This is a genomic window from Flavobacterium sp. GQ95 (assembly GCF_059758655.1).
Window position 1 is genome coordinate 308,466 of record NZ_JCAXEB010000002.1, and the last position, 15,885, is coordinate 324,350.

Annotated in this window: 8 protein-coding genes; 7 read left to right on the top strand and 1 reads right to left on the bottom strand. The window is 35.7% G+C overall.

The features are described from left to right. The first annotated feature begins 79 nt into the window (after positions 1-79). The 4 genes from AC6CH4_RS06000 (at position 80) to AC6CH4_RS06015 (ending at position 6,654) form a co-directional block, all read left to right on the top strand. Positions 80-1,246, top strand: a complete 1,167-nt coding sequence (locus AC6CH4_RS06000) for an efflux RND transporter periplasmic adaptor subunit (protein WP_498101091.1) — start codon at positions 80-82, stop codon at positions 1,244-1,246. Between the two features lie 6 nt (positions 1,247-1,252). Continuing rightward, a complete protein-coding gene (locus tag AC6CH4_RS06005) occupies positions 1,253-4,420 on the top strand; it encodes an efflux RND transporter permease subunit (protein ID WP_498101093.1) in 3,168 nt (1,055 codons plus the stop codon). A gap of 18 nt (positions 4,421-4,438) precedes the next feature. After that, positions 4,439-5,845: an efflux transporter outer membrane subunit gene (locus AC6CH4_RS06010; protein WP_498101095.1), complete on the top strand. Its 1,407-nt coding sequence runs from the start codon at positions 4,439-4,441 to the stop codon at positions 5,843-5,845. 329 nt (positions 5,846-6,174) lie between these two features. Continuing rightward, complete coding sequence (locus AC6CH4_RS06015; protein WP_498101097.1) at positions 6,175-6,654, top strand: hypothetical protein; 480 nt, start codon at positions 6,175-6,177, stop codon at positions 6,652-6,654. A gap of 69 nt (positions 6,655-6,723) precedes the next feature. Here the strand turns inward: AC6CH4_RS06015 and AC6CH4_RS06020 are convergent, their stop codons facing one another. Then, positions 6,724-9,072 (bottom strand): mechanosensitive ion channel family protein, encoded by a 2,349-nt coding sequence (locus tag AC6CH4_RS06020; protein ID WP_498101099.1) that lies wholly within the window; start codon positions 9,070-9,072, stop codon positions 6,724-6,726. Positions 9,073-9,323: 251 nt separating this feature from the next. On the opposite strand from AC6CH4_RS06020, the gene AC6CH4_RS06025 reads away from it, so the two are divergent. From AC6CH4_RS06025 to AC6CH4_RS06035, 3 genes are all read left to right on the top strand, one after another. Beyond that, positions 9,324-10,925: a Na+/H+ antiporter gene (locus AC6CH4_RS06025; RefSeq protein WP_498101101.1), complete on the top strand. Its 1,602-nt coding sequence runs from the start codon at positions 9,324-9,326 to the stop codon at positions 10,923-10,925. Positions 10,926-11,070: 145 nt separating this feature from the next. Continuing rightward, entirely contained in the window at positions 11,071-12,108 is a 1,038-nt protein-coding gene (locus tag AC6CH4_RS06030) for a LacI family DNA-binding transcriptional regulator (RefSeq protein WP_498101103.1), read from the top strand. A gap of 602 nt (positions 12,109-12,710) precedes the next feature. Next, the gene (locus AC6CH4_RS06035; RefSeq protein WP_498101105.1) at positions 12,711-15,875 is read left to right on the top strand and encodes a SusC/RagA family TonB-linked outer membrane protein; all 3,165 of its coding nucleotides are present in this window, start codon (positions 12,711-12,713) and stop codon (positions 15,873-15,875) included. The last annotated feature ends 10 nt before the right edge of the window (positions 15,876-15,885 follow it).

Sequence of the window (15,885 nt, forward strand, 5' to 3'; positions counted from 1 at the left end):
CGTCTAGTGGAAAGTTTTTGCATGAAAAGTTTTAGTTCTTTTGTACCTTAGTAAATAGATAATCTCATATTTCATCAAAATGAATAAGCAATCTTTTTTAAGCATTCTTGCTGCTTCAGTTATCATCGCTTCTTGCGGAAATAAAAATGATAAATCGGCTCAGGCTGGCGATGCGCCACAAGTTAAAGAATATAAAACGCTGACTTTAGAACCTAAAACAGCGACTTTATATGCTGATTTTCCGGCAACAATTCAGGGACAGCAAAATATAGAAATTCGCCCAAGGGTTGAAGGGTATATTGATAAAATATTTGTAGATGAAGGCGCTGTAGTAAAAACAGGACAGCCTTTGTTTAAAATCAGTGCTCCGGAATATGAGCAGGAAGTTAGAACGGCTTCTGCAAGTATTAAAAGCGCGCAGGCTTCTGTAAGTGCTGCAAAATTAGCTGTTAACAAAGTAAAACCTTTGGTTGAAAAAGGAATTATCAGCAAATATGATTTAGAATCTGCTCAATATAATTATGAATCTGCAATGGCGACTTTAGCACAGGCAAATGCTGCCTTGGTAAATGCTAAAACAAATTTAGGATATACCACTGTAACAAGTCCGGTTAACGGAGTGGTTGGTTCGATTCCGTTTCGTTTAGGAAGTTTGGTAAGTTCAAATACAGCTGATCCGTTAACGACAGTTTCAAGTATTGGAAACGTTTACGCTTATTTTGCCTTAAATGAAAAAAAACTTTTGGATTTTACTCAAAGTACTTCATCTCCCGGAACTACACTCGCTCAAAAAATCAAAAACATGCCCGAAGTTTCATTACTGCTTTCAGATGGTTCATTATATCCTGAAAAAGGTAGAGTAGAAACCGTAAACGGTTTAATCAATACAGAAACGGGTTCGGTAACTTTTAGAGCACGTTTCAGCAATCCAAAAAGTATCATTAGAAGCGGAAGCAGCACTACAGTTAGAATTCCAAATGAAGTTGTAGAGAAAATACTAATTCCACAAAGTGCAACATTTGAGCTTCAGGATAAAATTTTCGCCGTTACAGTAGGCAAGGATGGGAAAACTAAAAATGTCAATATTACAGTTTTAGAAATTACAGCAGGTAATTATTACGTAGTTACAAGCGGCTTAAAAACAGGAGATGAAATTGTATTAGAAGGAGTAGCTTCTTTAAAAGACGGAAGCGAAATTAAGCCTCAAAATCAGAATCAAGAAACGGTATACGCCGATTTAAAATAGAAAAAAATGTTTAAAATATTCATAAAAAGACCAGTACTTTCTACAGTAATATCGGTCATTATCGTAATTCTGGGTGTTTTAGGCCTCGTTGAGTTACCTATTTCTCAATATCCTGATATTGCTCCGCCAACCGTAAACGTTTCAGCAAGTTATACGGGTGCTAATGCCGATGTGGTACTGAAAAGTATCGTAATTCCATTGGAAGAGCAAATTAATGGTGTAGAGAACATGACTTACATGACTTCTTCGGCAACAAACGACGGAAATGCATCTATCAAAATTTTCTTTAAAGTAGGGACAAATCCAGATTTAGCAGCGGTAAACGTTCAGAACAGGGTTTCGAGAGCTACGAGTTTATTGCCAGTAGAGGTAACACAGGCTGGTGTAACGGTGACGAAGAGCCAAAGTAGTAACTTGTTGATTTTCTCTTTATATAGTGATGACAAAGCATATGACCAGACTTTCCTTCAAAATTATGCTAAGATTAACCTTGTTCCGCAAATTCAGCGTGTAGTTGGAGTAGGAGATGTAACCGTTTTTGGTGCCAAAGATTATTCTATGAGAATCTGGTTAAGACCAGATATCATGCAGCAATACAAACTGATTCCGAGTGATATTTCAGCTGCTTTGGCAGAACAAAATATCGAAGCTGCACCAGGTAAATTTGGTGAGAATGGCGATCAGGCTTTTCAATATGTAATTAAATATAAAGGACGTTTAACAAGTCAGAAAGAATTTGGCGAAATCATTGTAAAATCTGTTGGTAACGGACAAATGTTACGATTAAAAGATGTTGCCAAAGTAGAATTGGGATCTTTAAGTTATGCTTCGACAATTAAAACCAACGGAGTAGAATCGGCAGCGATGGCGATTAGCCAGACTCCGGGATCAAATGCCCGTGACGTAATCAACAATTCTAAAAAACTGATTGAAGATGCGGCAAAAAACTTCCCCAAAGGAGTAAAATATACCATCCTTGTTGACGTTAATGAAAATTTGGATGCTTCCATTGAAAAGGTAATTCATACTTTGATTGAAGCTTTTATATTGGTTTTTATCGTTGTATTTATATTTCTTCAGGATTTTAGATCGACTTTAATTCCGGCGATTGCAGTTCCGGTTGCGATTGTAGGAACGTTTTTCTTCCTGAGTTTATTTGGCTTTACGATTAACTTATTAACGCTTTTTGCGATGGTTTTGGCCATTGGTATTGTCGTCGATGATGCGATTGTCGTCGTCGAGGCCGTGCATGCCAAACTGGATCATGGTTATAAATCGTCTAAGAAAGCAACAATCGATGCGATGGATGAAATCTCCGGAGCAATTATTTCGATCACGCTTGTAATGGCCGCGGTATTTATTCCGGTAACATTTATTAATGGATCTACAGGGGTTTTCTACAAACAATTTGGTATCACGTTAGCGGTTGCGATTATTCTTTCAGCTATTAACGCCTTGACTTTGAGCCCGGCATTGTGTGCTTTGCTTTTAAAACCGCATGCTGACGATCATAAACATAAAAGTTTTATTCAGAGGTTTTATACTTCGTTTAACGTTGCATTTGATAATGTAACGAATAGATACAAACGTTCTGTTAGTTTTCTTTCTGTAAAAAAATGGATTGTATTGGCTGCTATTCTTATTGCCAGTGCCGCATTGTTTTATATGATGAAAACGACGCCATCTGCTTTCGTTCCTGCAGAAGATCAGGGGACCGTTTTTGCCAACATTAGTTTACCGCCATCAGCTTCCATGGAACGTTCTGATGTAATAGCCAAACGAGTTGACAGTATTGCCAAAACGATTCCGGGAGTTAAGAATACCCTTCGTATTGTGGGGCAAAACTTTACAGCCGGAGCGGGAAGTGCTTACAGTATGGTTATCGTAAAATTAGTACCATGGGATCAACGTGACTTAAGTGTTAATGATGTAATCGGTCAGCTTTTTGCCAAAACAAGTGGTATTCGTGAAGCTAATATTTTCTTTATTTCGCCACCAACCATTCAGGGATTTGGACAAAGTGGTGGATTCGAATTTCAATTGCAGGATAAAGGAGGTCACTCGACAGCAGAATTCTTCAAAGTAAATACTGATTTTTTAGAGAAACTATCAAAACGTCCGGAAATACAATATGCAACAACGCCATTTAACCCGGGTTTTCCACAATATATGATGGAAATTAATTTGGCTAAAGCCAAAGATGCAGGAGTTCCGGTGAATTCGATTTTATCAACGATGCAAGGTTATTACGGTGGATTATATGCTTCGAATTTCAATAAATTCGGTAAACAATACCGTGTTATGATTCAGGCTTCCCCTGAATTCCGAGCTAATACAGAAGGGTTAAATAAAATATTTGTCCGCAACAGTTCTGGAACCATGGCGCCGATTACGGAGTTTATAAAAATGACCCGAGTTTTTGGTCCGGAATCGATTTCAAGATTTAACTTATTTACCTCTATTGCGATTACAGGAGCGCCAAACCCGGGCTTTAGTTCTGGAGATGCCATTAAGGCAATTCAGGAAGTTGCTGCGGAAAATCTTCCAGCTGGTTATGGGTATGAATTTTCAGGATTAACGCGTGAGGAATTAGCTTCCGGAAGTGAAACTATTTTCATTTTTATATTGTGTCTGGTGTTTGTTTATTTCTTACTAAGTGCACAATACGAGAGTTATATTTTGCCTTTTGCGGTATTATTTTCCATTCCGTTTGGATTGGCGGGAGCTTATCTGTTCTCGATTATTTTCAAATTGAACAGTAATATTTATCTGCAGATTTCCTTGATTATGTTGATTGGATTGTTGGCGAAGAACGGAATCTTGATTGTCGAATTCGCATTAGACAGAAGACGAAAAGGATTGCCAATTGTACAATCAGCGATCGAAGGAGCTGTGGCACGTTTACGCCCAATTTTAATGACTTCTTTTGCTTTTATCCTGGGACTTGTTCCTTTGATGTTTGCTACCGGAGCGGGAGCTGTCGGGAATAAATCGATCGGTACAGGAGCAGTAGGAGGTATGTTAATCGGAACCATTTTGGGAGTATTTGTGATTCCGATATTGTTCATTGTGTTCCAGACTTTACAGGAAAAATTGAGTGGTCCGGCTAAAGATGGTTATGACGACGACGACGATGACGAGGAAATACAATTGATCGAAGCTCATAAAGAGTAATAATTTAATTTAGAAGAAATGACTCATAGTTCAAATAAATATATTGTACTGGTACTGACAGCCGCACTTTTAAGTGCGTGCTCGGTTACCAAAAAGTACGAACGCCCGGCAACGATTTCGACAGATAAATTGTATCGTGATCAGGCTTCTGCCGATTCTACTACGATTGCGAATATGCCGTGGCAAAGCGTTTTTAAAGATGAAAAACTGAAAGCACTAATTCAAAAAGGATTAGATCAGAATCTAAATCTGAAGAATGCGATTGAAAATATTGTACAGGCTAATGCCTCTTTAGTTCAAAGTAAATTAGCCTATTATCCGACACTGAATGTAGATGCTAATGTAACTCGTAACAAACAGTCACAAGCGGGATTAAATTTTCCAGCCGGAATAAATATCAACACGTTGACTACAACTTATAAATTAGGTTTGAGTACGTCTTGGGAAGCGGATATTTGGGGAAAACTAAGCAGTTCTAAAAGAGCAGCTTTGGCGACTTATTTAGGTACTGATGCTGCAAGACAAGCAATTCAAACCCAACTGATAGCTGATATTGCCAATAATTATTTTCTGTTATTGGCTTATGATAAACAATTGGTGATCACGGAGGAAACCTTAGAAAGCCGAATCAAAAATGTACAAACCATAAAAGATTTAAAAGAAGGTGCTATTGTGACGGGCGCGGCGGTTGTACAAAGTGAAGCCAACCAACACGCGGCCGAAGTACTGATTCCGGATTTAAAACGTAATATTCGTGAGACAGAAAATGCTATTCATATTTTGTTGGGAGAAACTCCCGGACCAATTGACAGAGGTGTTTTAGGAACGCAGACAATTCCTGAAAATCTGGCAACAGGTTTGCCATCTCAATTATTGCAAAATCGTCCTGATGTTCGTCAGGCGGAATTTAATTTGAGAATGGCTTTCGAAATGACCAATATGGCCAAAACTTATTTTTACCCAAGTTTGACATTGACAGCAAGCGGCGGATTTTCGAATCTGCAATTGACAGACTTTTTCACCAATTCCATTTTCTATTCTTTAATTGGCGGATTGACACAGCCTTTATTCAATCAGGGAATTAATAAAATGAGGTTGACCACAGCACAATCACAACAAGTGCAGGCTTATAACAATTTTCAGCAAAGTCTTTTAGTTGCAGGTCAGGAAGTTTCAAATGCTTTGTACGCTTATCAAATGGCGGCTGACAAAGAAGATTCAAGAGAAAAACAAATTGCAGCTTTAGAAAAAGCAGTTGATTATACACAACAGCTTTTAGAATACAGCTCTGCTACAAATTATACAGATGTATTGACATCGCAACAAAATCTTTTAGCAGCACAATTGAGTGGTGTAAACGATAATTTACAAAAATTACAAGCGGTGGTTGATTTGTACCGTGCATTAGGTGGAGGCTGGAAATAGATTCTTTATGCCGAAAAGCATTGTTGGTCGATAAAATTGGCTGATCGGTATAAAGAATAATCCAGCATTCAAAGTTTGTTACTATTTTAGATAAATAATAACAAGTCAAAGAAAAAGATCTGAAGTTCCAAAAGATGATCTCTATTATTAAAACATGACTAAATGAAAAACGCCTCGAGAAATTGAGGCGTTTTTTTTACCTCTATGTCGGTTAAAAAGTGCTCTCCGTCGATTGGTTTGGTGGTTCTGTATAATGGATGCGATAAACGTAATTAATGGCACTACTTTCGATTAGTATTAAATGAAATTAATATTTAAAAATAAAAACGATGAAAAAATCAGTATTCGCCTTAGTGCTTTTTATGAGTGTATTTTTTGCTCAGGCACAAGTTTCAATTAATGTAAATATTGGAACTCCTCCAAGCTGGGGACCGGAAGGAAATGACAACAGCAGATATTATTATTTACCGGATATCGATACTTATTATGACGTTGCTCAAAGTCAGTATATTTATGATAATAATGGTAGATGGATTCGTGATAAAAGACTTCCGGCACAATACAGACGATATGATTTGTACTCCGGTTATAAAGTAGTTTTAAATGATTACAGAGGAGATGCTCCTTATGCATATCACAAGAAACACAGAGAAAATTATCCAAAAGGATATCATGGAAAACCTCAGAAAAACAGAGGCAGTAAACCGGAGAAAAACAAATCAGATCACAAGCACGGAAATGAAAAACCGAAAAATTACAATGGAAAATCTAATAATGATAAGAAACATTCTCATGATGATCACCATTAATTAAAATAGAACTAATGAAAAACGCCTCAGATTTCTGAGGCGTTTTTTTATAATTTATAATGGCAACTATTAACTAGAAAAAGTCAACCCCTTAGCTTTAAAACTACTAAATAAAGTCTGACGTGCAGAGCTAATGGTTTCTTCGGTTCGGTAAATACTACACCAGAATTTCACTAATACTTTGTATTTTCCATCAGAAATGGCATTGTAGAAAATTTGAGGTGTTTTGGTTGTATTGACCAAAGATAAACTTTCAAGCGCCTGCATTATGATTTCATTGATGTCATTCGGAGTGGTATCTCCACTTATGTCTATGGAAACTTCAACTAATTTAAAATTGTCCGTATACGTCCAGTTGGTGATGTTTTGCGATAATAAATTTCCATTCGGAATAATGATTTCGGCACCATTTGGAGCATTGATTTTGGTGGTACGCAATCCCATTGATTTTACACGACCAGATTCAGAACTAATTTCGATCACATCTCCAATCTGAATTGGTTTATCAAAAATTAAAATAACACCCGATACAAAGTTATTTACGACATTCTGAAGCCCAAGTCCAACACCGACACCTAAAGCTCCTAATAAAATACTCAACTTATCCAAAGGCATTCCTGAAGCTGCAACGGCTAAAAGATAACCACCGATCAAAACAATAAGTCTGGTAATTAGTAATTTTGAATGCTGTCTTTTATTGACGTTTTCTTCATTTTCATCGTCAATTTCACCAAAGAAGTAAGCGACATATTTTTGAAGCAGATGGGCTATCCAGATAATAATAAAAAACAGTACAATATTGCCCAAAGTGAAAGTTATACTTCCAATAGTATTCGGGTGGCTTAATAAATTTCCTAAAGAAGAGCGAAGCGATTCCCAGATATTTAAATTGGAAGCAATTACCACTAACCACATATAGCTGATCACAATGATAAAAGGTTTTTTCAGCGTCTCAGATAAACTTTCGTGATCAAAAATCTTTTCGAAACCGCGCTTAATTCGGGTCGTATAGATTTGAAGAATAATGATTTCTAAAATTATTTTCAGCAGTACACTAAGAGCTACAATCTGCGTAAGCGAAATAAAAGCAGTTAAACTCAGCATATTAGAAAGCGATACACGTCCAAAAAGATTATAAAGTATCGATAAACCATTTAATCCGATGAAAATAATGCTGGCCCATTTAAAAAATCCTTTGATATACAATTGATCTTTAAGCGTTTTGATTTGCACCAAACCATAACGGATTCCCAGAATGTTAATAATAATAAAGGCACTACGTTGTAAAAATCCTACTTCGATAAACAGGTCAAGAAAACAAAGGGTAAAGAACAATCCCAATAGAAATAGCCAGTTTTTCATGGCAACTTTGGACCATTTATTTTTAAAAAGTACAGTCAAAAATCCGAGCAATAATAGTTGAAGTAATTCTAAAAATAAAGCCGGCGCATATAAGTTGCTGACAACGGCAATGTTGAGTCCGATTACTGCGGCCGGAATGATAACGCCTCTGTTTAAGTATTTAAAATTAAAGTCAGAAAGATTTTCGGCATATCCGTTTTCTTTAAGATATTTTATATTTCGTGAAATATACCAGGCCAGAAGCCCTATTAAAAAGAGTAAAGTGATTAAACCACCTGTTCGATAGCTCAAATAATAAGCAGCAACGCTTTCTTCGATTACGATTTTGGCGCCGATATTTTGTTTTATAGCTTTTTTCGGAATCGATTCATTGAAATTCCATAAAAAAGGATATTCTTTATGAAGCATGCTGATTCCAGACTTCTCCAGATTATTCTCAACGGTAATCAAGGCATTGGAAACGGCAATTTTTCGTTGTACCGTAATTCTTTTTTTAGCGTTAAGGATACTCTGATTTTTAGTCATCAGGCTGTCTGTACTGCGGTATTTTTTTCTAAGATTAGCGAATTCTTTTTTAAACTGTTTACGTCTAATAGTATCTTTTATTAATCCCATCAACGTTTTGTCTTTACGCAGTTCAATGAATCGACCTTTAATTTTTTCGAGATTTTCGTTGCGTAAATTTATGGCAGTATTCTGCTCATCCAGTTGCGTCTGGATTTCCTGCAGGACAGTATGATACATTTGCTGGTTACGCACATTTGGATTCGCACCTTTCAGGCTTGCCAAAATAAGGTCGAGTTTACTTTGGGTTCTTTTGATTTCACCAAACAAATGACGCGAAGCACTATCAAAATCGGCATCATTATAAGCAGATTCCATTACTTCGCCGGCTTTTTCAATAGCCATCAGATAGTCGCTGTCAGTGGCTGTCTCTTCAAATAATTTGGAGCGGCTTTCTTTTTTTGGAGCGGTTGTCTGCGAATAGGAGAGCGGTGCAAATACTAATGCAATTAATAAGGCGAATAAATAGAAAGGATTTCTTTTTTGAGACATAATTTAAGTAATGAATTGGGTTTCAAATTTAATTTTTTTTGAGCAACTTTTGGAGAAAATATCGAAATATTCTGATGTGAAAACACCTCAAAATGGTATTGTTTTTTGATTTATACGTTTTTTAGGAATGATTTTCAAATCTTTAATATTAGCAAAATTTATTCTTTCCAACTAAAAGTATATAGTTCATAAAATATTATATTAGTTCCCTAATCTAAGTATAAATCAAATAACGCATAAACAATCAGGAAATGGAAAATATCACGGTAATTATAATGTTACTATTTGGAGTTGCTTTTCTAAGTCTGTTAAGTAAAAAATATAATTTTCCAATTCCAATCGTCTTGGTGCTTTGCGGTGTTGCTATCAGTATTATTCCCGGACTTCCGGTTATTGCCCTGAATCCTGAAGTTGTTTTTATCATTTTTTTACCTCCTCTTTTGTATCACGCTGCGTGGTATACGAGTTGGTATGAATTTAAAAAAACGATTCGTCCAATTACGCTTGCAGCTGTTGGCCTGGTTTTGTTTACGACTGTTGCAGTTGCAATTGCAGCTCATTCACTTATAAACGATATGTCGTGGCCTTTGGCATTTTTGCTTGGTGCCATTGTTTCGCCTCCTGATGCGGTTTCGGCAACCTCTATTACAAAAGGTCTTGGCTTGCATCCTCGACTTATTGCTCTTCTGGAGGGTGAAAGCCTGCTTAATGATGCCAGCGGATTAGTCGCTTATAAATATGCATTAACGGCAATTCTTGCCGGAAATTTTGTGTTATGGCAGGCAGGCTTAAATTTCTTTATAATGTCAACACTTGGCATTGCCATTGGGTTAGTAGTGGGCTTTGTAATGAGTATTGCCCATAAAAAATTTGTGTGCGATGATATTATTGAGGCGACTTTAACTCTTTTAACACCTTTTGCTTCTTATTTAATTGCAGAACATTTCGAGTGCTCGGGTGTTCTTGCTGTAGTTACCACCGGACTTTATCTTTCAGCTCGATCAGGCAGTATTTTTACACATGAAAGCCGTATTATGGCGGGAACAATCTGGAGTATTCTGACCAATATTTTAAACGGTCTTATCTTTATATTAATTGGTTTGCAGCTTCGTCATATTATTATAGGGATCAGTAATTATTCTGGAAACTCTCTTTTTATATGGGGTGTCAGTATTAGTGCAGTTGTTATTTTTGTTCGTTTTTTGTGGATTGTTCCTTCAACATTGTTACAAAAATTTCTAAGTAAAAAAGACAGTCAGAAAGAAGAATTTGATTACCGGAACATGATCGTTTTTGGCTGGTCCGGAATGCGTGGTGTGGTTTCAATGGCGGCAGCTTTGGCACTACCTTTAATGGTGAATGAAAAAGAAGAATTTCCTTTGCGTAATCTTATTATCTATTTGGTCTTCTGCGTGATACTTTCGACATTAGTCATTCAGGGATTAACGCTTCCGTGGCTGATCAAAAAACTAAAACTTCAGCCTTATTCTATTCTGGCTGAGGAATACGAGATTCGAAATGTTATTGTTTCCGAAACCATTTCTCATATTGAAGATAATTTTTCACTTCTTAATGATGATTTACTACATAATATTAAAAGTAAATACGAAGTTAAGTTTAATCGTTTGCAGAAAACAGAACTTCCGGCTAATTTCTTCGGAAAAGGCAATATAATGGGTGGGGAGATTTTTAATGATTTTACTAAACTTCAAATTGATTTATTGAATGTAGAGCGTGAAAAACTGGAGTTAATGCATAAACAGGGAGCTGTTAATGAAGAAGTTTTTCGAAAAATAGAAAAAGAACTTGATCTTGAAGAAACCCGGCTCTGGATGGAAATGTATGAGGAATGAGATAATTAGATAATTGGATAATTGGAATGTTGGATTTTGCGTTATTAGATTTAGATATTTGGATAATTGGTAAAATGGAGTGGTTAATTTAGGAAAATATAATGTTGTAAAATAACTTATATTTACATCTCTTATTATCTATTTTATGGAAGAAAATAAACATGTAACTATATATGATATTGCTGAGAAGTTAAATTTGGCAACCTCAACAATTTCAAGAGCTTTAAAGGATCATCATTCAATAAGTGACAAAACGATCAAGAAAGTTAAGAAGGCCGCAAAAGAAATGGGATTTGTGCCCAATACTCTTGCAGCAGGTTTACGTGGCAATAAAACCAAAACAATTGGTGTTTTGATTCCAACAGTAACACAACCCTTTTTATCATCGTTGATTAGTGGTATTGAGATTACGGCACAAAAATCAGACTATTCGGTAATCATTATGCAATCGCATGACTCTTATCACGAAGAAGTCAATATGGCTAAATCCTTATACAGCAACCGTGTAAGTGGTGTTATTTGCTCGTTAGCAATGGAAACCAGGGATACTTCGCATTTTCATCAATTTTCAAATAATAATATTCCGCTGGTTTTTGTCGACAGGGTTCCGAAAGATTATAATACTTTCAGAGTGGTTATTGACAATTATTCTGCGGGTTACAAAGCGACCAAACATCTTATAGAACAGGGTTGTCTTCGTATTGCGCATTTAACAGCCGGTTCAGAATTTGGAAATCTGTATAACGAAAGAAAAAGAGGTTACGTTGAAGCTTTAAGAGATCATAATTTACCAATAGATGAGGATTTAATTATCGATTTGAAAGCCGTGACTTATGAAGAAGGGGTGAAGGCAAGCAACAAACTGTTTGATTTAAAACCAATTCCGGACGGACTTTTTGCTTCCGGAGATATTATTGCAGTAAGTGCGGTTCAAACGGCCAAAAAACGTGGTATTAAAGTACCTGAAGATATTGCCATTATTGGTTTTAATAATGACCCGATTTCTCAAATTATAGATCCTAATTTATCGACTATTACGCACCCCGCTGAAAAAATGGGTAAAGCCGCTGCCGATATTATTATAAAAAACCTTAAATCGGCGAAAAACGAAGATGTACAAGAAATTGCTTTCTTAAATACAGAAGTACTTATTCGCGAATCTTCTAATAGAAAAGAATCCTAATATTCGTTTTAAATTAAAATATTTAGATTGTTTTTTTGGTATAAAATTACCAGCAATGATTTACAAATAATAAAAGCTCCATTCAATTAAGTTTGAAGGGAGTTTTTTTATTTTAGAAGCAACCGATTGTCTTCTATAGACCCTCATTTAAATTTTCTGATTCAAACCCTCCATTTCTCTTCAAATCACGAAGATCTTAACTGGCGTTGCAATCCTATCAATTCTTTTGTATGAATTATTTGAATTTATTTTTTGAGAAGAAATTAAAACTTAAAAAAATTTTAACAGACAGTTTTTGTGTTTTTTTTAAATAAAACGAAGATCTCTCTTTTTATCTACAACGTTTTCGTGATTTAAAATCCTTATTTTATTGATTATTTAATATTTTGTGATTAAAAATATAAATATGGTTTTTTTTAACTCAATTTTTTAACAAATTAAAATAAAAATTTTAAACAACCGGTTGTGTGTTGTTGTAATTTATATATATTTGTTTTTATAAAAGGGTAAATACTAATTCATTTACAGAGAAAAATGGAAAGGTTATGAGCTTTTATAAAAACTAACTTAAACCATATATTAACTAATTAAACCAATCATTTATGACTAACTTTTTAATTACTAAAAGCAAATCAAAATACTTTAAGAATTTGGGTTTCATGATCCTGTTGTTTGTATTTTCTGCTTCGGTAAATGCTCAGACGACTGTATCAGGAACAGTTTCGGATAATAGCGGACCAATACCGGGTGTCAATATTATTGTAAAAGGAACAAATACTAGTGCAGCTACAAATTTTGATGGTACCTATTCAATTAAGACAACGCCAAATGCAGTTTTGGTTTTTAGCTTTATCGGCTATAGAACACAGGAAGTACCAGTAAGTAATAAAAGTCAGATTAATGTAACGCTTGAAGAAGATGTAAGCAGTTTAAAAGAAGTTGTAGTCGTAGGATACGGTACAATGAAAAGATCCGATTTAACGGGAGCTGTTTCTACAGTGACCAGTGCGGCAGTACAACAATCTGTTGCAACTACAATTGATCAGGTTTTACAAGGACGTGCAGCGGGTGTTCAAATTCAGTCGAATAGTGGTGCGCCAGGTTCAAGTTCTTCGATTCGTATTCGTGGTATCAGTTCATTAAACGGATCAAACGAACCTATTTTTGTAATCGACGGCGTTATTATTGACGGATCTACAAGTTCTGTAAATACAAATCCGCTTGCGAATATCAATCCGGCAGATATCGTTTCGATGGATATTTTGAAAGATGCTTCAGCAACTGCCATCTATGGTTCAAGAGCTGCAAACGGAGTTATTATGATTACTACAAAACGTGGAAAAAAAGGAGATATGATCTTAAATTTTGACAGTTATGTAGGTTGGCAGGAAATACCAAAACATTTGGATTTATTAAATCTGAAAGAATATGGTACACTTAAAAACACACGTTCTGATTTAGGAATTGTGCAACGTGATAATTACTTCATCAGACCTGATTTATTAGGAGAAGGAACAGACTGGCAAAAAGAATTGTTTGATACAGCTTTGATGCAAAGTTATAATTTATCTGCTTCTGGTGGGTCAGACAATACTACTTATGCATTGGGAATTGGTTATTTAGATCAGGAAGGTATTGCTATCGGATCTGGATTTGATCGTTTCAATCTTAGGGGAGTTGTCGATTCGCAAGTAAAAAGCTTTTTAAAAGTGGGAGTAAATTTCGCCTTGAGTAAAACCAATCAAACTACTACAGTTCAGGATGATGCTTTGATTTTAACAGCTCTTAAACAAACACCAAACGTTGCTGTCCGTAACGCTGATGGCACATTTGATGGCCCGGATACGAAAGAATTTGTTCAAAACAATCCTATTGGTTTGGCTTCTATCAAAGACAATCATAATAAAAACTATGGAATTCGAGCTAATGCGTATGCCGAGATTGGTTTTACAAAAGATCTTAAATTCAAAACAACTTATTCGTTAGATTATGGTTTTGCAAACAATTATACGTTTAACCCATCTTATACTTTCGGGGCACTTGTAAATGAGGTGAGAGAAGGTTCAAGAACAAAATCTAACAGTGAATTCTGGAGCTGGAATAATCTTTTAACTTACGATAAAACTTTTGGAGCTCATAAAGTTGTTGTTATGTTAGCTCAGGAGATGCAGGAATCAAATTGGGAGAATCTTTATGGTTACAGAACAGGATATTTAACTAATGGTGCTACAGATTTAAATGCAGGAGATGCTACAACGGCTAAAAATTCTAATGGAAGTAATACAAGCTCGATTAGTTCTTATTTCAGCAGACTGCAATATTCTTTTAATGATAAATATTTACTGAATGCGACTATCAGAAGAGATGGCTCTTCTAAATTTTACAAGGACAATCAATGGGGATGGTTTCCATCAGCAGGTTTTGCGTGGAAAGTTTCTAATGAAAATTTCTTAAAAGACAGCAAAACAATCAGTAACCTGAAATTGCGTTTGGGTTGGGGAGAAGTGGGTAGCCAAAATGTACCAAACTATGCTTATACTTCAACTTACAATGCTTCTGCAACAAATTGGGGAACTGGATTATTGGCAGCAAATACAGCAAATAAAGATTTAAAATGGGAAACAACAAGTTCAAGCAATGTAGGTCTTGATATTAGTTTCTTAGACAACAGAATTGAACTTGTTGCTGATGTTTACTATAAAAAAACAAACAACCTGTTATTGCAATTACCACTTCCTGCTTATGTAGGTACAACTGGACAGGGATCAACTTCTGCTCCATGGGTAAATATTGGTTCTCTTGAAAATAAAGGACTTGAGCTTACATTGAACACCTTAAATATGGACAGAAAAGATTTCACCTGGAGATCTAATTTTAATATGTCTATGAACAGAAGTAAAGTGTTGGCACTTAATACAGAAACAGGAATCTTAAATAAATCACTTCAACAAGGTTCTGATGTAACAATTGTGACCCGTACAGCAGTAGATCAGGCTATTGGTCAGTTTTATGGTTATAAAGTAATTGGTCGTTTTGAAAAAGCTACTGATTTCTATTATAAAGATGCAGCCGGAGTAGTGAAACCAACCGCTTTGCCGGAAGGAATGGCGATAGGTGAAAACGGTGTCTGGATTGGAGATTATATTTTTAAAGATATTAATAATGACGGTGTGATCAACGAGAAAGACCGTGATTATATTGGAAACCCAAATCCGGATATTACTTTCGGTTTCACGAATTCATTTTCTTTCAAAGGATTTGATGTCAGCATTTTGCTAACAGGTTCATACGGAAATGATGTGGCAAATTACCAAAGACGCTGGCTGGAAAATCCTCGTGAAAACACGAATTTATTGTCATCAGCTTTAGGGTATGCGCAATTAGGATTAATTGACCCAACTGGGCCAAATGATTATCGTAATGTACAAATTGTTGGTGGAGATCCTTATATGCCAAGAATTGCAGCTTCATCGGCAGCATCAGCTTCTAACTATCGTTTCAGCGACAGATTTATAGAAGATGCTTCTTATGTAAGAGTTAAGAATATCTCAATTGGTTACAATCTGCCAAAATCATTATACTCTAAATACGGCATTTCTAACATCAAAGTATATTCAAACGCTCAAAACGTATTAACATTCACAAAATACAAAGGTTATGATCCTGAAGTTGGATCTCTTAATCAGGATGCGTTGTTAACTGGTATCGATAACGGACGTTATCCTTCGGCAATGGTTACTACTCTTGGATTAAATGTTAATTTCTAATTTTTGCAAA

Bases quoted from the DNA above. Each gene is read 5' to 3' on its own strand.
- AC6CH4_RS06000 (WP_498101091.1), top strand. From the start codon at position 80: ATGAATAAGCAATCTTTTTTAAGCATTCTTGCTGCTTCAGTTATCATC.
- AC6CH4_RS06005 (WP_498101093.1), top strand. From the start codon at position 1,253: ATGTTTAAAATATTCATAAAAAGACCAGTACTTTCTACAGTAATATCG.
- AC6CH4_RS06010 (WP_498101095.1), top strand. From the start codon at position 4,439: ATGACTCATAGTTCAAATAAATATATTGTACTGGTACTGACAGCCGCA.
- AC6CH4_RS06015 (WP_498101097.1), top strand. From the start codon at position 6,175: ATGAAAAAATCAGTATTCGCCTTAGTGCTTTTTATGAGTGTATTTTTT.
- AC6CH4_RS06020 (WP_498101099.1), bottom strand. From the start codon at position 9,072: ATGTCTCAAAAAAGAAATCCTTTCTATTTATTCGCCTTATTAATTGCA.
- AC6CH4_RS06025 (WP_498101101.1), top strand. From the start codon at position 9,324: ATGGAAAATATCACGGTAATTATAATGTTACTATTTGGAGTTGCTTTT.
- AC6CH4_RS06030 (WP_498101103.1), top strand. From the start codon at position 11,071: ATGGAAGAAAATAAACATGTAACTATATATGATATTGCTGAGAAGTTA.
- AC6CH4_RS06035 (WP_498101105.1), top strand. From the start codon at position 12,711: ATGACTAACTTTTTAATTACTAAAAGCAAATCAAAATACTTTAAGAAT.